The 18,632-nt window shown below is 44.7% G+C and carries 19 protein-coding genes; 16 read left to right on the top strand and 3 right to left on the bottom strand.

Translation table 11 applies throughout. From position 1 onward, the window contains the following. Positions 1–68 precede the first annotated feature (68 nt). The 4 genes from LDX50_RS07625 (at position 69) to LDX50_RS07610 (ending at position 6,248) form a co-directional block, all read left to right on the top strand. Complete coding sequence (locus tag LDX50_RS07625) at positions 69–3,323, top strand: S41 family peptidase (RefSeq protein WP_225697846.1); 3,255 nt, start codon at positions 69–71, stop codon at positions 3,321–3,323. Beyond that, a complete protein-coding gene (locus tag LDX50_RS07620; protein WP_225697845.1) occupies positions 3,324–4,301 on the top strand; it encodes an NAD(P)H-quinone oxidoreductase in 978 nt (325 codons plus the stop codon). 63 nt (positions 4,302–4,364) lie between these two features. Further along, positions 4,365–4,601, top strand: a complete 237-nt coding sequence (locus tag LDX50_RS07615; RefSeq protein WP_225697844.1) for a hypothetical protein — start codon at positions 4,365–4,367, stop codon at positions 4,599–4,601. Positions 4,602–4,748: 147 nt separating this feature from the next. Beyond that, a complete protein-coding gene (locus LDX50_RS07610; protein ID WP_225697843.1) occupies positions 4,749–6,248 on the top strand; it encodes an aminotransferase class V-fold PLP-dependent enzyme in 1,500 nt (499 codons plus the stop codon). 6 nt (positions 6,249–6,254) lie between these two features. Here the strand turns inward: LDX50_RS07610 and LDX50_RS07605 are convergent, their stop codons facing one another. Continuing rightward, the gene (locus LDX50_RS07605) at positions 6,255–6,731 is read right to left on the bottom strand and encodes a DUF4112 domain-containing protein (protein WP_225697842.1); all 477 of its coding nucleotides are present in this window, start codon (positions 6,729–6,731) and stop codon (positions 6,255–6,257) included. 69 nt (positions 6,732–6,800) lie between these two features. Between LDX50_RS07605 and LDX50_RS07600 the strand changes: the two genes are divergently transcribed. After that, positions 6,801–7,880, top strand: coding sequence for a glycosyltransferase family 4 protein (locus tag LDX50_RS07600; RefSeq protein ID WP_225697841.1), 1,080 nt, complete (start codon positions 6,801–6,803; stop codon positions 7,878–7,880). On the opposite strand, the gene LDX50_RS07595 is transcribed toward LDX50_RS07600, so the two are convergent. Together LDX50_RS07595 and LDX50_RS07590 are read right to left on the bottom strand one after the other, a co-directional pair. Then, positions 7,844–9,490, bottom strand: coding sequence for an ABC-F family ATP-binding cassette domain-containing protein (locus LDX50_RS07595; protein ID WP_225697840.1), 1,647 nt, complete (start codon positions 9,488–9,490; stop codon positions 7,844–7,846). The genes LDX50_RS07600 and LDX50_RS07595 overlap by 37 nt on opposite strands. Before the next feature lie 52 nt (positions 9,491–9,542). After that, a complete protein-coding gene (locus LDX50_RS07590) occupies positions 9,543–11,450 on the bottom strand; it encodes a T9SS type A sorting domain-containing protein (RefSeq protein WP_225697839.1) in 1,908 nt (635 codons plus the stop codon). A gap of 130 nt (positions 11,451–11,580) precedes the next feature. Here LDX50_RS07590 and LDX50_RS30745 point away from each other — a divergent pair, with 130 nt between their 5' ends. The 11 genes from LDX50_RS30745 to LDX50_RS07540 all read left to right on the top strand — a co-directional run bounded on the left by LDX50_RS30745 (position 11,581) and on the right by LDX50_RS07540 (position 18,630). Next, positions 11,581–11,703 carry a hypothetical protein gene (locus LDX50_RS30745; RefSeq protein WP_255647353.1) on the top strand — a complete coding sequence of 41 codons (123 nt, stop codon included), beginning with the start codon at positions 11,581–11,583 and terminating at the stop codon, positions 11,701–11,703. A gap of 134 nt (positions 11,704–11,837) precedes the next feature. Next, entirely contained in the window at positions 11,838–12,005 is a 168-nt protein-coding gene (locus tag LDX50_RS07585) for a glycine zipper domain-containing protein (RefSeq protein WP_225697838.1), read from the top strand. Positions 12,006–12,093: 88 nt separating this feature from the next. Beyond that, positions 12,094–12,492: a VOC family protein gene (locus LDX50_RS07580; protein ID WP_225697837.1), complete on the top strand. Its 399-nt coding sequence runs from the start codon at positions 12,094–12,096 to the stop codon at positions 12,490–12,492. 14 nt (positions 12,493–12,506) lie between these two features. Further along, positions 12,507–12,884, top strand: coding sequence for a VOC family protein (locus LDX50_RS07575; protein WP_225697836.1), 378 nt, complete (start codon positions 12,507–12,509; stop codon positions 12,882–12,884). Positions 12,885–12,924: 40 nt separating this feature from the next. After that, positions 12,925–13,362: a hypothetical protein gene (locus tag LDX50_RS07570; RefSeq protein ID WP_225697835.1), complete on the top strand. Its 438-nt coding sequence runs from the start codon at positions 12,925–12,927 to the stop codon at positions 13,360–13,362. Next, on the top strand, positions 13,359–14,114 hold the full coding sequence (locus LDX50_RS07565; RefSeq protein ID WP_225697834.1) for a DUF6090 family protein: 756 nt from the start codon (positions 13,359–13,361) through the stop codon (positions 14,112–14,114). The genes LDX50_RS07570 and LDX50_RS07565 overlap by 4 nt, the downstream gene beginning before the upstream one ends. An 11-nt stretch (positions 14,115–14,125) precedes the next feature. Next, positions 14,126–14,959 carry a hypothetical protein gene (locus LDX50_RS07560; RefSeq protein ID WP_225697833.1) on the top strand — a complete coding sequence of 278 codons (834 nt, stop codon included), beginning with the start codon at positions 14,126–14,128 and terminating at the stop codon, positions 14,957–14,959. Positions 14,960–15,016: 57 nt separating this feature from the next. After that, positions 15,017–16,447: a DUF1593 domain-containing protein gene (locus LDX50_RS07555; protein ID WP_225697832.1), complete on the top strand. Its 1,431-nt coding sequence runs from the start codon at positions 15,017–15,019 to the stop codon at positions 16,445–16,447. Positions 16,448–16,529: 82 nt separating this feature from the next. Then, positions 16,530–17,273, top strand: coding sequence for a DUF6090 family protein (locus tag LDX50_RS07550; protein ID WP_225697831.1), 744 nt, complete (start codon positions 16,530–16,532; stop codon positions 17,271–17,273). Between the two features lie 324 nt (positions 17,274–17,597). Next, positions 17,598–17,864 (top strand): hypothetical protein, encoded by a 267-nt coding sequence (locus tag LDX50_RS07545; protein WP_225697830.1) that lies wholly within the window; start codon positions 17,598–17,600, stop codon positions 17,862–17,864. A 1-nt stretch (position 17,865) separates the two neighbouring features. Beyond that, positions 17,866–18,630, top strand: coding sequence for a DUF6090 family protein (locus LDX50_RS07540; RefSeq protein WP_225697829.1), 765 nt, complete (start codon positions 17,866–17,868; stop codon positions 18,628–18,630). Positions 18,631–18,632 lie beyond the last annotated feature (2 nt).

Here is an 18,632-nt window from a genome sequence, read left to right as displayed (position 1 = left end):
ATTGTTATAATCGGTAAGGGATTATTTCCAATTAATGACTATTTTCATTTGTCACTAATCAGAACCCTATGCGAACCCTATTTACTCTACTATTTCTTATTTCGATTTTACCTGTTAACGGGCAGGGTACCCAGCTTCTTCGGGAGCCAACCCTTTCTGCCAACAGCATTGTATTTGTTTATGCCGATGATCTTTGGAAAGTTTCCCGAGCAGGTGGAGACGCCGTTCGTTTAACGAGTCACGAAGGATCAGAATCGTTGCCGCACTTTTCTCCCGATGAAAAGTGGATTGCTTTCAGTGCAGAGTATGATGGCAACACAGATGTCTATGTGATTCCATCGGAGGGAGGAACCCCGCTGCGCCTTACCTGGCACCCGGGCGGTGATTTTGTGCAGGGATGGACTCCGGATGGCGAGGTAATGTTCCGTTCCGGCAGAGTAGGGCACCCTACACAGACCAGTACTTTTTTTAAGGTTAACCGGAAGGGTGGAATGCCGGAACCCGTGGGGCTTCCAAGGGCAGCCTTTGGTGAAATGTCGCCGGATGGTAAACATATTGCCTATGTACCCATTACCTTCTGGGATCCTGAATGGCGTAATTACCGGGGCGGACAGGCCATGCCGATCTGGATCGTCGATATGGAAACAATGGACCTTATCCGAACGCCTCAGCCAACGCAAGAGCGTCATCTTGACCCTGTCTGGTATAATGGCTCAGTATATTATCTTTCCGAAAGGGACTATGCCAGTAATATCTGGTCATTCAATCCGGCTACCAAAGCTGAAGCCCAAATCACTTTTCATAAACAATTTGATGTTAAGAGTCTTGATGCCGGTCCGAACGGAATTGTCTATGAACAAGGAGGATACCTTCATCTTTTGGATCCGGCAAATGGAAATACCCAGCAGCTGGTGATTAATGTTCGGGGGGACATGAATTTTTCCCGCCCCCGATGGGAATCCGTTTCAGCGGGCGATTTAAACAATCCGGCAATATCTCCAACCGGAAAGCGCGCAATCTTTGAGGTACGCGGAGAAATATTCACTTTTCCTAAGGAGGAAGGGACCTGGCGAAACCTCACCAATTCACCGGGCGTGGCGGATCGTGCGCCAGTATGGTCACCGAAAGGAGATAAAGTAGCATGGTTCTCGGATAAGTCTGGAGAGTATGCACTCATGGTGGCAGATCAGGATGGAGGCAATGTGAGGGAAATTAAAATGCCTGATCCAACTTTTTATTTCCAGCCCGACTGGTCACCGGACGGAAAATATATTGCCTTTACGGATACAGACTATAATATTTGGATTGTTGACCTGCAAAGCGGGACAATGAAAATCGCTGATACAGATCGCTATGCCCATCCAAACAGGGCCATGAATCCGGTGTGGTCACCCGACAGCAAATGGATCGCCTATTCCCGACAGCTGGAAAGTCATTTCAAGGCTATTTTTGTTTACAATGTCTCAACGGGTGCCCGCCATCAGCTCACCGATGGAATGGCTGATGCAATTACGCCTGTTTGGGATGAGAGCGGGGCCTATCTGTATACACTGGCCAGTACGAACTATGGTCTTCAGTCGGGCTGGCTGGATATGAGCAGCTATGACCCGTCCGTAACACGCAGTTTATACTGCATCGTTTTAGCAAAGGATGGCAAAGCTCCGGCACTTCCGAGAAGTGACGAGGAAACGGTTTCAGAAGAACCCCAAAAGAAACCGGAAGAAAAGTCAAAGAAAAAGACAGATGAACCTGCTCCGGAAGAGAAGGGCGTAAATGTAGTGATCGATGTTGACGGTATTCAGCAACGTATAGTCCCGCTGGAGCTTCCCGACCGAAACTATGCCGGACTTGTTGCAGGCCCGGAGCATGTTGTATTTGTAGCAGAAAGTGTTCCCAATACTCCCGGGTTGACCATTCATCGGTATGATGTGAAAAAACAAAAAGCCGAAGACTACCAGTCGGGCGTACAGAGCGGCGTCGTGTCTGCCGATCGGAAACAAATGCTGATCCGAAAGGGCAACGCATGGAGTATTATCCCGACAACAGGAAAGGCAGATAACGGAACCTTAAAAATGGATGCGCGCATCAGGGTTGATCCGCAGCAGGAATATCATCAGATATTTCGTGAAGGCTGGCGGTATATGCGTGATTTCCTGTATGTGAATAACGTTCATGGGGCACCCTGGGATAAGATTTACGCGTGGTATTCACCATGGATCGATCACGTTCGTCATCGCAGTGACCTGAATTATGTTGTGGATATCATGAGCGGTGAGGTGTCCATCGGGCATTCCTATGTACGCGGTGGGGATATGCCTGATACAGAGTTCGTTCCTGTGGGTTTACTGGGGTGTGACTTTGCAGTGGTGGACGGATATTACCGGATTGCAAAGATTTATGATGGAGAGACATGGAACCCTAATTTAACTGCGCCTTTGGGTGTTCCGGGCATTGGGGTGAAAGAGGGTGATTATCTGCTGGCAGTAAATGGAATTGAACTGCGGGCCCCGATGAACCCGTACAGTCTGTTTGAGCAAACCGCAGGTCGGGCGGTGACCATAACGACAAATTCCAACCCCGCTATGAACGGAGCCAGGGAATCACTGGTGGTTCCTGTTGCCAATGAATCAATGCTTCGTGGTATGGATTGGGTGGAAGGTAACCGTCGCAAGGTTGATGAGCTTTCCGGTGGAAAGCTTGCATATGTGTATGTGCCAAACACCAGTGGTCCCGGATTCACCTATTTCAACCGGTATTATTTTGCGCAGCAGGATAAAAAAGGTGCTGTGATTGATGAGCGCAACAATGGAGGGGGATCCGCGGCAGACTATATGATCGATGTGATGAACCGTAAGCTTTTTGGCTTCTTCAACAGCAAGGCAAATGATAACCGGCCATGGACCACCCCAATGGCGGGTATTTGGGGACCAAAGGTAATGATCATCAATGAGCGCGCCGGTTCCGGGGGGGACCTTTTGCCCTACATGTTTAAAGAGGCTGAAATCGGCCCTTTGGTGGGTACACGCACCTGGGGCGGACTTGTAGGCACATGGGATACTCCACTCTTCATAGATGGCGGCCGCATGGTTGCACCCCGCGGCGGTTTCTACGACGCAGATGGAAAATGGGCTGTGGAAGGTGTTGGGGTAAGTCCGGATATTGAAGTTATTCAGGATCCGAAGCGCATTCTGGAAGGCCACGATCCCCAGTTGGAAAAAGCGGTTGAAGAGGCTCTTCGTCTATTGGAAAATAATGAATTCCAGCTGAAGCCGGAACCTCCGGCTCCGGTAAAATGGCGCCGTCCCGAAGGTATGAAGGAATAAATGAAAGCGGTTGTAATTTCTGAGCCGGGAGGCCCGGATGTTCTCGAACTTCGGGATGCACCTCTGCCAGATCCCGGCCCGGGGGAGGTTAGGATCAGGGTATACGCGGCCGGAGTAAACCGACCGGATGTTATTCAGCGGCAAGGGCGTTATCCGGCTCCCCCAGGTGTTCCGGCAGACATTCCCGGCCTTGAAGTGGCTGGAGTGGTTGATATGGTGGGTAAGGATGCCCCTCGCTGGAAAGTGGGTGACCGTGTCTGCGCATTGCTGGCAGGAGGGGGTTATGCAGAATATGTCACAGTTCCATCGGGTCAGTGCTTGCCCGTTCCAGCCAACTGGGATTTCATACAGGCGGCATCGGTTCCTGAAACGTTTTTCACGGTGTGGGCCAATATATTTCAGCGAGGCCATTTTCAAAAAGGCGAAACTGTGCTCGTCCATGGAGGTTCATCAGGCATTGGTGTGGCAGCCATTCAGATGATCAGCACTATGGGAGGGAAAATAATCATTACCGCAGGTACGGATGAAAAATGTGCTTTTTGCAAGCGGCTTGGAGCAGACAGATCAATTAACTACAGGACCGAGGATTTTGAATCGGTCATTCGTGAGGAATTCGGAGGCGTTGATATAATTCTTGATATGATCGGAGGGGATTATACACCGAAAAACCTGAACTGTTTGCGTGAAGAGGGACGGCTTATCATTATCAATGCGATGAACGGTCGTCAGGCAGAGGTGGATCTGATGCGGGTGATGGTAAAACGGCTTACGATAACGGGTTCGACGCTGAGGGTTCGTTCGCCGGAGTTCAAGCAACGGATTGCTGAAGAGCTGGAATCGAATATCTGGCCGCTGATGGCCGACGGATCCATTAAACCGGTGGTTTTTCGCACATTTTCGTTCGGTAATGCTCTGTCTGCACATAAACTCATGGAGACATCGGAACATATGGGTAAGATCGTTTTAGAAATGAATTAATTCTAAGATTTTGATTTGAATTGTTCTTTCCCGAATTTGAGTTAAACCAAAAACCAACCTAAAATGGAAAATCGTAATACCTCTGTAATGTCCATTCAGGACTGGATCATCACCATCCTGATCACTTCAATCCCGGTTGTAAATATTATTATGCTCTTTGTGTGGGCCTTTGGCAGTGATACGAACGAAAACAAAAAGAACTGGGCAAAAGCGACCCTGATCTGGTTAGCCATCATATTTGTGCTCTACTTGATCATTTTTGTATTTCTGGGTCTTGCCTTATTTACGGGCAGCAGATAACAATTAGTCATAGTTGAAAATCATGGAATACACCGGTTTTATCGGTGTATTTCTGTATGAATCGTTCAGACGAGAAGTGCATTTATTGCTTATTTAAGGACATACAGGTTCAAAATTTAATATCTTTGCAACAGTTACATTGAATGAATGGAGATGGGCAACCTTGAGAACATACGCCAGGAGATAGTAGGTATTGATCATAAATTTCAAACCCCCTTCGGTGAAAAGAAGATCATCTATGCCGACTGGATCGCGGGCGGCAGATTGTACAAGCCCATCGAAGATCTGATGACCCATCATTTCGGTCCGTATGTGGCTAATACCCACTCCGAATCCAGTTTCACAGGCGCTACCATGACCCAGGCCTACCATGAGGCGTTAAATCAGATCAAGCGTCATGTGAATGCATCGCAAGACGATGTTATTCTTGCGACCGGCACAGGTATGACAGGTGCCATTTCCAAATTACAGCGTATACTGGGCCTTCGTCTTCCTGAACAGGTAATTCAATATTGTGATATTCCCGATTCATTACGCCCGGTAATCTTTATTACTCACATGGAGCACCACTCCAACCAGACTTCATGGATTGAATGTATGGCTGATGTGGTGGTGATTCCTCCGGATGAAAACTTACTGGTTGATCCCGCGAAACTGGAAGATGCGTTGAATGAATATCAGGACCGGCCTGTAAAGATCGGATGCTTCACGGCATGCTCCAATGTTACGGGTATTCGTACACCCTATCATCAACTTGCAGGGCTGATGCACGCCCATGGAGGCTGGTGCTTTGTTGATTTTGCAGCATCGGCGCCATATGACGAGATAAATATGCACCCCGAGAATCCTGACGAGCGACTTGATGCCATATTCTTTTCGCCACATAAATTTCTGGGCGGACCGGGAAGTGCCGGAATTCTGATCTTCAATAAAGAACTATATCATAACACTATTCCGGATCAGCCGGGTGGGGGTACCGTGAAATGGACCAACCCATGGGGTGGGAGAAGTTATTTTGATGAAATTGAGATTCGTGAAGACGGTGGAACTCCGGGTTTTCTTCAGGCAATCCGGACGGCGCTTTGTATTAAGCTGAAAGAAGAATTGACCATTGAAGCGATTCACCAAAGGGAGGAGCAATTACTGAAATCTACTTTTCAGCGACTCAGAAAAATTAAAGGACTTCATATTTTGGCTGATCAGCCCGTTGCCCCTGAAGACCGGCTTGGTGTTGTGAGCTTTTATCTTGAAGGAGTTCATTATAATCTTGTTGTGGCGTTGCTCAATGATCATTTCGGTATTCAGGTAAGGGGAGGCTGTTCCTGTGCGGGTACGTATGGCCATTTACTGCTGAATGTCTCCAAAGACGTGTCGGATGCGATTACCTGTAAAATTGACCAGGGTGATCTGAGCGAAAAGCCGGGATGGGTGAGACTATCACTTCATCCTACAATGACCGATGAGGAACTCAATTTTGTTCTGGATGCCATCGAGCAGGTTGCATCAAATGCACCTGAATGGTCACTGGACTATAAGTTTGATGCACATCGCGGTGAATTCTTCCACAAGGATTATCCCGTTCGGTCAGAAAGTTTTGATTTCGACAATCTGTTGAAACAGGCGACAACTATCCATACCGGTAACTAATTAACATTACATATTTAGTGAGTCCAGCGAACTGAAAAGGAGGCTGATGAGTGCGACAACTCCGTACACCAGTAAACCGATCAAAAGGAGTGTGATTGCAAGTATTGTTATGATAATTCCGAATCCGCTGCCGGTATGTTTACCTTCCTGGTAGTGTTCTTTAAGCAGTTTTAAATTTCGAATATTCGCCTTGTACCAGACATCTGGTATGATTCCCACATATGGAATGGATCCAAATATTGCATCAAGTATTACGTTACCGATCATTTTAATTGCCAGTTTTCCGCTCGCACCGTTCTTGTACATTTCAATCACCAGGTATGCGCCCACCAAATAACCAATCAAACTTCCGGCGAAGGGTATTAGCCCGAGGATTGGATCCAGTCCGAACCGTATACCTGTTCCCGGGATTTCAAATTGCGAATCCATTAATTTGGAAACTGCTTCGATACGCTTAAGTGCGGTTTCTCTTTTTTCTGTCATGGTCATGTTAAAAATACCTGAATGTGTCAGATCAATCAATGAATCTTCAGGATATTGTATCTTCGCACTATGAATATTCTGCTGCTGACCTACCAGGGTGGTATTGCCGGATCAACCCTGTCTATAACGTACCTTGCCCGGGGATTGGCGGAAAGGGGACATGCAGTCTATGTTGGATGCCCGGCAGATGCCCTGCTGGCCGGTTACTTTGAAGACTCGCCTGTAACAGTGATTCCGATGGTCTTTAGGGGTAAGCTGGACTTCAGGAATGCCCGCAACCTGAAGAGTATCACGGATACCTATGATATTGATATTGTCAATGCCCAGTCTTCGCTCGACAGATACACCAGCCTGATAGCCAAAAAAATTTTTGGCATGAAATCAAAACTTGTCTTCACGCGGAGACAGGTTTCCAAAAGTATCGGGGGGCCACAAAGCTGGCTGTACCAATGGGGTGCCGACCGGTTTGTGGCCGTAAGCGACGGCATACGTGATTCACTGATTTCTGATGGTATCAAAGCGAAAAATATTTCGGTGGTTTATAACGGAACCCCTGCCTCCAAATACGATACTGTGGATACAAACGCAGCCGAAAATATACGCAGGAGGCTGAATATCAATCCGGACGATTTTGTGATCGGTTGTGTTTCCCGACTTAAGAACCAGTTGCAAATCCTGCAGGCCCTCGCACAAATTGATGATCCTGTAACCATGATCTTTGTAGGCGTTGAGGAAATTCCGGGTTTTGATATTCAAAAATTAAAAGAGAAAGGCCACCGTATATTTTTCGAGGGCAGGCTTCCTGCCAAAGACATATTGCCTTATTATCTCATTTTTGACATCATGATATTGGCATCAACGATGGAGGGTCTCTCGCAATCCCTTTTGGAAAGTATGTTCATGAAAGTTCCTGTGATAGCAACTGCAGCGGCAGGTAATCTTGACCTGGTAAAAGATGGTCGCAACGGTCTGCTCTTCAACGACCGAGATATTGATGCGCTTGTTGAAAAGATTGTGCTGCTACGCGAAAACCCGGAATTACAGGAAAAACTCGCAGAAGGCGGTTATAAAACTGCCCGTCTTGATTTTTCCATAGAAAACACCCTGGATGGTTATGAAAGGCTCTTCTCCAGTTTACTTGATGAATAAAGTGTCTTTCGCTGTTCCTCGATTGCTTCATCATTGATATAGTCATCAAATGACATCAGTTTATCAAGGTATCCGTTCGGGCCGATCTCAATGATCCTGTTGGCAACCGACTGGGTAAAGGTATGATCATGTGATGTGAATATGACCGTACCCGGGAAATCGGCCAGCGCGTTATTAAATGCCTGAATGGATTCCAGGTCCAGGTGGTTTGTAGGCTCATCAAGCATCAGGAAGTTTGCTCCTTTCAGCATCATTCGTGAGATCATGCAACGTACTTTCTCACCTCCGCTGAGTACAGTGGATTTCTTGAAAACCTCTTCCCCGGAAAACAACATTTTACCGAGGAAACCGCGGATATATACATCATCGGCTTCTTCGCCATCCGCATATTGGCGCAACCAGTCCATCAGGTTATGATTTGACTGGAAGTATTTTTCATTGTCATTTGGCAGATACGCTGTTGTAATGGTTTGACCGAAACGGAATGAGCCCGCATCCGGCTTGATTTCTTCAGCAAGAATTTTGTAAAAGGCCGAAGTTGCCTGACTGTCTTTTGAAATAATGGCGATCTTATCACCCTTGTTAACCATAATATCCAGGTTTTTGAAATAGGGCTTTTCTTCCCCAAATTTCGTAAGGCCTTCCACCTGCAGAATTTGGTCACCTGCAGTACGGTTCTGAGTGAAGATGATGGCCGGATATTTTCTTGAAGAGGGTTTAATTTCTTCCACATTGAGCTTATCAAGCAATTTCTTTCTGCTGGTTGCCTGTTTCGACTTTGACGCATTGGCTGAGAAACGAGCGATAAATTCCTGTAGTTCTTTTTTCTTTTCCTCAGCTTTCTTATTGGCAGATGACCGTTGCTGCAGGGCCAGCTGACTTGATTCGTACCAGAAGCTATAGTTACCCGTGAATAAACGAACTTCTTTGAAGTCGATATCTACAATATGGGTACAAACGGTGTCCAGGAAGTGACGGTCGTGAGATACTACGATCACAGTATTTTTAAAATCCAGCAGGAAATTTTCCAGCCAGGTTACGGTGTGGATATCAAGGTCGTTGGTAGGTTCATCCAATATGAGCACATCCGGATTTCCGAACAACGCCTGGGCCAGCAATACACGAACTTTCTGATGTCCGCTTAATTCCTTCATGTCGGTATAATGAAGTGATTCATCGATCCCCAAACCACTCAGTAATGCCGCTGCGTCCGATTCGGCGTTCCAACCGTCAAGCTCTGCAAATTCACCTTCAAGTTCGGAGGCCCTTACACCGTCGGCTTCTGAGAAATCGGGCTTGCTATAAAGTGCATCTTTCTCCTGAATGATCTGCCATAGCCGCTCATGACCCATCATGACCGTATTAATTACCGAAAATTCATCATATGCAAAGTGATTCTGTCGCAGCACTGCCATGCGTTTTCCTGGCTCCAGGCTCACATTACCACGATTTGGATCCTGTTCGCCGGAGAGTATTTTCAAAAAAGTTGATTTCCCCGCGCCATTGGCACCGATAACGCCATAGCAATTTCCCTGGGTGAATTTGATGTTTACTTCATCAAACAGGACGCGTTTTCCAAACTGTAACGATAAGTTGTTTACTGCAATCATAGAATCTCCATTAAAGGCGCAAAGGTACTTCTTTTTGGGGAAGTAGCATTGCCTAGTCTATAATAAACCTGATCGTCTGTGTTGCATGATCGCTTCGTACCCGGATGAGATACATGCCTGCAGGTAATCCGGCAAGCCAATGGGTAAGGTTCAATTCATTTGTTTCAATTCGATCATGCAGGGTTCGAAGGTGTTGCGCCTGGCTGTTCAACAAAGCAATCACCACGTTTCCGGGTTCGGTGCCAGGATAATTCAGAATGTAACGGTTCTTTCCGATCAGAAGGGAAGCATTTTTCCCAGGGGTTATTTCAGGCACACGGTCGGTCAGCAGAATTTCATAGTTACCCTTAAAACTAAGCTGACGAATACGAATATATTGAAGGTTGGAAGCCAAAGAGATTGTCTGAGAATAAAAACCTCCCGATGTGGCCGGAATAAAAGATAGTGAATCAAAGATGATTCCGGATTCCGATGACTCGAGGACAAATCCAAAATTTTCAGGACCAGTGGTTGTTTGCCAGGATATTTCCACCGAAGAATCATTAATGCGCCGCAAATTATAGGAGAGCAAATGTATCGGAAGAATCTGTTGCAGGTTCACTTCACCCATGGTATGATTGCCGGGCACCAGTATCCATTCAAAGCTATCGGCATGATCACCTTTTCCAATACGTTGAATGGATGATAAAGGAGGTGTTTCGCCGCTTTCTTCTGGCAATAGCGGCGAGGAATTAATGCCCGCTGCCGGTCCTTCAGACGCTGTAAAAGCACCCTCATAGGAAATAAATTCACTGGTGAACTCACCAAAGGAAAGTGCAATACCATCAGGTGATCCGTTCTGTATCCCTGAAATGGGAAACACAAAAAGTTGAAATCCAGGGTCATCCTTTTCTCCTGCCCATGCATCATTCAGGTCGAGGGAACGATACATAAGCCCACTGGATCCATTGTAAAGAGACAATCGTACTTTACTAAGATCATATCTTTCAGGATACTGGATTACGATTTCGACAAATTCAAGCGTGTCTGTACTTACATTGTCGTAGTGAAATTCATTGATCCACATGTTGGGGAGTTCAGGAATTCCTTCGGTTCCCCTGACAGCGATTTGCAGCGAGGTAATCCCCGGGGTTTCATGAACCACAAAATCATCATAGCTAAGGCCGTCCGGAGAAGGCGGTTTGAAGCGCACATAAATACGCTGGTAAGGAAGGCAATCGGTCGTTGCAGATAAAATCAGGGGCAGCAGGAACGTATGCGATTCAGCAAAATCCGGAAACAAAGAGATCTCATATCCGAGGGGAGGATAAACCGACACATCGGAAGAAATATTCACTGCGGTAAAGTCATACGACTGAACAGACGAACTCGTGCCAAATGGGACGATTCCAAAGAAAAGCGTGTCACTTCCAAATGAAACCAACGTTGGAGCGAAGGTTAACCATTGATCTTTGTTCAAGGTTCCGGGCGAGGCATTTGACTGGAACTTCCATGTAAAATGCGGTCCGCGGCTTCCCGGACCAGTTCGTTGAATGGAATAGGACAGGGGTGAGGTCCCCGTTTCCGACACCAAAACAGCTTCAAATATAAGTCCGGCTGCCGGCCCCCCTAAACCAGTAAAATCGCCTTCGTAGCTGAGAATATCGAGCACTCCCGAAGGAGTTGAGAGTGCAAACCCATCCGGTCCGTTTTGTATGCCCGGCTTAAACCAGACTGTCGCTTTGAAGCCCGGTGATACCGGGTGCCACGACAACGTATCCAGGAGTGCGCTGTCGTAGGGCAGGCCGTTGACGCCGTTGTACAGGTACAAAGTTAGATTGGCTATTGAATCCCCGGCAATGACTTCTATGAATTCCTGCGCATCAATGCCGGCGTTATCATAATGAAATTCATTGATCCAGGCAGTTTGAGCTGAAATTGAGTGGCTAACGAGCAACAGGAAATTTAGTATTCTCCACATAGGAACAATGTGGGGATTGGGGCGGACAACCTGTTACCGTTAAATGACCGGAAGAAAAAATTCAGGTGAAACCGTGATCTTTTTATAGTAAAATGTGTTATAACTTGTACTATTGACTACTACTACAGACATGCTTAAGAAACTGATTCGCTGGATTCAGTCTGTTGTTGGCAAACGGCCCAAGGAAACACCTGAGGAAACCCCATGGCTCGACCGCTCTAAAACCCTGAACGGCTGGGCAGACCGTAAGTAGCCACCCATCTGTTTTCTCATCAGTACCTTCTCTTTTCCAGGATAACCCCTTGTGCGATTTAAAAATACAGGGGTATTGTGTATATTCCGTTGGTTTGATGAAAAATGAATAATAGGGATCTTTACTTCAATATTATGAGGGACAAAAAACAAATGGGAATTGGGATGGCCATTGGAATTGCGATTGGCAGTGCGATAGGTGTTGCGTTGGATAATATTGGAACATGGATAGGCATAGGAGTGGCATTGGGAGCAGGAATTGGAGCACGACTTAGTCAGAGCAAAAGGGATGATGCATCGTAGACAATAAGATCCGGCATGAATTTGATTACGAGCAAAAACACAGGGTCCCGTCATTTACAAAAACCAATCATGATTTGAAGGAGGTATCATGAAACAAAATGAAGGAATTTTCCGATTTACGTACTTTACTGATAAATACCCGGAGACCTTTGATTTCTACGAGAACAAATTGGGCTTTGCCCTGGAGCATTCATGGGACCGAAGTGATGATGATAAAGGAGCACTTTTTAAGATAGGACAGGGTGTCATCGAAATTCTGCAACGGCCTGAAAATCCTCAAAATAATCATATTGCACTCGACTATCGCGTACCTCAGGGTGTTTTTACCGGAATCCAGGTTTCGAATATTGATGAATTATTCGGCATCTATAAGGAAAAAGAACTTCCATTTATTCAGGAGATCATTGATCAGCCCTGGGGGCACAGAAGTTTTTATATTCAGGAACCCAATGGACTGGTATTGGGCTTTTATCAGGAGCAATTTTAAACAATAAAAAGGTTATGGAATTTAGAAGTGCACGACATACGGATAACTTAGGGCGGATCAAAAATTTTTATACGAATGTTATGGGTCTCACCGTCCTGTTTTCCTTTGAAGATCATAACAGCTATAGTGGTGTATTCCTTGGCAAGGAAGGGCATGACTGGCATCTGGAGTTCACTACCTCCGGGGACAAGGCTGAACATAAATTTGATGCGGAGGATATATTAGTGTTTTATCCCACGCATCAGGAAGAATATGATGAGATAATTCATCAAATTGAGGCGAATAATATTGAAAAGCTGAAAGCCAGGAATCCATACTGGAATGACAATGGAATAATGATTCAGGATCCTGATGGATTTCATGTGATTGTCAGTAATTTAAAAATTAAATAATCAGGCGAATAAACCCTGATTTTCAAACGATACATTTTCAATGAAAAAACTCATTCCCGTTCTTTTTGTATTTCTCACATTTGCCGCATTTTCCCAGGATCAGGAGGGCTTTCAGAATTATGACTGGTTTCAGGCCAAATATGTCAAATTCAAACCGGGGAAAGCAATGGAGGCGCGGAGACTGCTCCAGGAATACCTTTACAGAGCCAATGAAATATCGGGAAGACTCGTACTTACATTTGAGTCTGATATGGGTGAATGGGATCATATCGCCTATTTGCACCTCAAGGATGGCCCGCAGCAATTAAGTGAGCCAAATGCCGATATAGAGACAAAATGGTGGAATGGTGTGGTTAAGCTTGCGGGTTCGGAGCAAAAAGCAAAAGAAATAATAGAGGCGTATACCAACTGTATTCTAACAGAAGAATATAACCTTGTCAGAATGCGGGATATGCAAAGTCAATTTAGCAGAAAGTGATAAAATTCTTCAGAAAGATCCGCCAGCAATTGCTTTCAGATGGCAAATCCGGAAAGTATTTAAAATATGCCCTTGGTGAAATTATCCTGGTTGTCATCGGTATCCTGATTGCCCTCCAAATCAACAACTGGAATGAGCAAAAGAAGATCGAAAGGTCCATAAAAAGTCACCTCGAAATTCTCAGGCAAAATCTGCAGGAGGATCAGACTCAACTGGAAAGCCTTAAGCAGAATATGACTGTAAATATTCAGTGTGCAGATTCCTTAATGCTCCAGATTAAGACCCTGATTCCGGTAAATAATAACGTAAAGAGATATCTGATTACGCTGGTTCAGGAATTTCAGTTCAGTCCGAATACCAATGCCATTGAAACCATTACCCAATCGAATGAGATGCCTTCCCTGGATATTGATTTACGTACAGCCATACTTGATCACTATGCGCTGATCGAAAAAACGAAGGAGCGGGAACATATATCCAATACACAGATCCAAACTAAATACGAGACTTATATTAACAACGAGTATGCAGATATTTTCCAATCTGACAATGACTGGGATTTTGTAAAATCATATTACGCGAATGATCCGCGGCCTGTGTATATGATGGATGCCGATAAGTTTTTAAAAGATAAAACCCTGGAGTCACAACTTGTTTCGCGATATTACCAGTGCGTAGCACTACAGAAATTTTATAGTGATTTAATCGAGTCCTCAAAATCTATCATCGCTTCGATAGATCAGTTGGAATAAAAAAGTGAACAATGAAATTTAGAAACCTCTTTACAGTTACAGTGATTTTCATCTGTTGTTTCACTGTTGGTATGAAGTCCAATCTGTCCAAAAATTTTGATCGGAAAAGGGATCTGCTGTTGGTACAGTTTGATTGCAAGACCGATGTGGATGACCTTCAGTCGGCAGCGGCTCTTGTCACCTTACTTAATCACCCTGATTATTCAGATATTCAATATCATGCAGTTGCCGGTACGTATGGGATTCAGGACGGACTATACGTGCCGCCTAATTCATTATTTCAATTGGCTTTTGGAGATAACTGGACCGATGCGCATGAAAATGTGAATGCGGCTGTTGATGAGGTGATGTCAGTAGTTATTAAAACACTGGATGAGAAGGGAGATATCTGGATCGCGGATGCAGGGCAGTCTGATTTTACGGCAATGCTTGTCCGAAGACTCCATTCTGATTTACCCGGAATTAATACCCGAAAACGGATTCATGTGGTGCAGCACAGTGATTGGAATGAAGAAGTCACTTCACCGGAAAAACTGAAGTTCGTGAAGGAAAACGCCGATTATCATAAAATTCCGGATGGCAACGCTGTGGGTAACGGTACACCCGGATTCCGGTCCCCGGATTACAACAAACTCATGGATATACTATCGGATCCAGGCCTTAGGGGTATCTGGCAGCTGGCCATTGATTTGTCAAACCAATATAACGGAAAAGAGGGTAGATATAATAATGAGGCCATAGCGGCCGGGGGTCTCGATTTTTCTGATTTATCGGAGGTTTGCTGGATTTTAGGGTTACAGGATATCAGGGATACTGAGGCCTTTTTTGAAATGTTTTCGAATTAATTATGACCGAGTTGACTAATCATCGGTTCTGCTTTTGATTATCCCAATTGATGCGTAATGATAAAAACCGCCATTTTCTGTCTTTTCCTGTTCCTGAATGTCCACTACTTAGTCGGGCAAACCTCCAAAAATAACAGGGTTATAATACTCACAGACATTGAGGCAGATCCTGATGATACTCAGTCGCTGGTTCGGCTGTTTTTATACTCCAACCAGATCGATATTAAAGGTATCATTGCTACAACTTCCTGTTGGCAAACTTCAGCGATTCACCCTGAGTCCATCCAAAAAGTAATCGACGCTTACGGCAAGGTTCAGCCAAACCTTTTAAAACACGAGCCGGGGTTTCCGGATGCAAAGGAATTATCTATGTTGATCAAGAGTGGCTTACCGATATATGGTATGAATGGGGTCGGTGAGGGTATGGATTCTGAAGGGTCGGAGTGGATTATTCAAACTCTTGAGGATGACGACGATCGGCCTTTATGGATCTCAACATGGGGCGGAGTGAATACCCTTGCCCAGGCGTTGCATAAGATAAACAAGACCAAAAGTAAAAAAGAGGCCGACAGACTTATTTCCAAACTGCGGGTTTATACCATTTCAGATCAGGATGACAGCGGTATCTGGATACGGGATAATTTCCCTGACTTGTTTTACATCGTGAGTCCGGGAGATGATTATGGTAGTGCGACCTGGACGGGCATCAATAGTTATATTCAGGGTATAGATAATACTACTATCAGCAATAGCTGGTTAGCGATGAATATACAGCAAAATCATGGCCCTCTCGGTGCTGCCTATCCGGATGTCGCCTGGGGAGTAGAGGGTGATACACCGGCGTTCCTTTCCTTGATTCAAAATGGACTTAATGATTCAGAACATCCTGAATGGGGTGGGTGGGGAGGTCGATATGAACTCTATAAACCTGACTTTTCAACAATGAAGGATGGAAGTTCAATAGTCACCATTGCTCCTGAAACAAGGGATATTTGGACAAATGCGGTGGATTTTTATCAACCTTATATTGACAATGAATATGGCAGGTCTTTAAAACAGGACACACTAACATTTCTGGATTTCAAAGCTACACTTTGGCGCTGGAGAGATGATTTTCAACATGATTTTGCCGCCAGGATGGATTGGTGTATCATGTCCGTTGAGCAAGCAAATCACCCGCCGGTCCCGGTCTTATCTCATCCTGCCCGCATATCGGTGGAGTCAGGCGCTGGTTTTATTCTGGATGCTTTTGAATCATATGACCCTGATGGTGATAACCTGAGCTTTTTGTGGTTTAATTATGCTGAGGCCGGCACGTATAAAGAACCGATAAAGGTTAACGGAGCAGAAAATGTGTACAAGGCATATTTCACAGCACCTGAAGTACGTGAGCAGAAAACGGCTCATTTCATTTTGAAAGTAACTGATAAAGGGGAGCCTCAGCTATCAAGGTATCAAAGAGTTATCGTAACTATTAATCCAAAATAGAAATTTCGTAAATGAGCTGTTATTTATCCGGATCAATAACTAATCAATGATAAACTTTTTCAGAAAATTCAGATATCACCTTATGGATAAAAACAAAACCGACACGCCTTCCTACCGGCCAGGCCGGTATATTAAATATGCCATGGGCGAGATCGTCCTTGTAGTAATTGGGATCCTGATCGCCTTGTCTATTAACAACTGGAATACGGAACGAAATAATCTTCAACAGGCTAAACAACACCTGTCCACAATCAATCTCAACCTTCTTGATGATGTTGCTCAGGCGGAAATGCTTTTGGCAGAAACCGATAGTGCCATGAAATTTTCAAGCATATTTTTAGATCAGTTCAAAACGAAAATACCGCCGGATAATAATATTCAGAAGTATTTGATCTATCTCATGTATGAACGCAACATTGAGGTGAATGACAGTGGAATAGGGGCACTGCTGAATTCCAATGGTCTGTCCTATATTGAAGAAAACCTGCAAACCAAAATCCTGGAGTATTACAGGCATATAGAGCAGCTGGAAAGCCGGGAGATAAATGCGAATGCAGAAATAAAAACGATGTTTGAGCCCTATGTGAAGGAAAATTACTACTGGATCTACAATAAAACGAATCCCTGGCCCAGCCAGGCGAATTTTTATGTGGATGATCCGAGACCCGTTGATAATATTGATTTGGCAAGTGTTATCGCTGACAAAAGACTGGAGATTATGGTGAATGGCAGAAGATATCAGGCAATCAGGCTGGCGCAGTTTTATTCAAAGACCATTTTACTGGCCAAAGAAATAATTTCGGTAATTGAAAATGGTCAAAGTTAATTCCCCAAATACCTTCCTGCTTAACATGGATAAACTATTATAGCAGTAAGAAAATATCGTTTGCCTGGCATCATTTGTCTTCTTCTTTGCCCTGTGATATGGAGCATGTGGAAGTGTCCGCTTCGTTAAGGTAACTACGATTTAATTATATTAGAAAGACGATAGAGATAGCATTGACTTGAAGCGGACGGCCTGGGAGGCGACCTTATCTTTAAAAGTATACTGAAGCAATATGAAATGGAGTAATGTCCATTTCATTACCGGGTAGAATGTTTATATTATCACCATTAATCAGTTCATTTTGTCTCGTAACAATACCAAGATATGACAGATCAGCGCAAGCTCACCCTTATTAATTTTGGTATCGTTCTATATTTTGTCCTGATTTACCTGGCCTATTATTTTCAGCTTGATTTTCAGCTGATTTCCGTGCTGGGAGAATTACTTTCGATCCCACTTCTCCTGGCACAGATCGTTTTCCTGGTCATCGGAATACGATTTGCTGTTCGAAAGAAAGCGGATATATTGATGATCGTAAGTCTTTTATTCCTGGGCATTTGTACCATCCTCACATTCAGCGGCTTCTTTTAACATGATTCAATTCTTCCGAAAAATCCGACAACGTTTACTGTCAGAAAGCAGGTTAGGAAAACCTGCCACGCCCTTTGGCAGGTATCTTGTATACGCGATTGGCGAGGTTGTGCTGGTAGTGATTGGGATTCTTATCGCCCTGTCCATCAATAACTGGAATGAAGGCAGGAAAGCGCAACTGATGGCCAGGGATGTGTATGCAAATCTGCTTACATCGTTAGAGCAGGATTCTGCTGAAGTGGAAAACATAATTCGTATTCAGACCCAAAGCCTTGAAGTCCACAGAAAGTTAATTTTAAGTGGATCAAACCAACTGCAAATAAACAGGGACAGCCTGGATCTTTTCGTTACACATATTGCAAGTGCTTCACTGAGTTTTTTTCCAAAGACAGGGGTCTATGATCTTATCGTTTCGAATGATGGCATCGATCTTTTGAAATCAGCGCGAATAAAGGAATTGTTGATAAACCTGTATGATTTTCAATACAAGCGGTATGAAAATGTGGATGCGATCATTGATCATAAATACCACTATCAACTTGGTCCGGTACTTCGTCAGAAGATTGGTTTTATTGGTGAGTACAACCCGGATTTTGTCATTCTGAGTCATGCTGATCCTGATCTCTTCAGGGAACACTATGTTGAGCTCACCAATGAGAGCAAGGATATCTTTGGCATTTTTTCAACTGGCAGAAATTATCTTGTTGAGATCAGTGCCTCCATCAATGAACTGTTGCGGCTGATCCGTATTGAATTGAAAAAATAAGC

The organism is Fulvivirga sedimenti, assembly GCF_020328055.1.
Note: the sequence above shows the minus strand (reverse complement) of the source record. Positions and strands in the feature narration are given on the sequence as shown.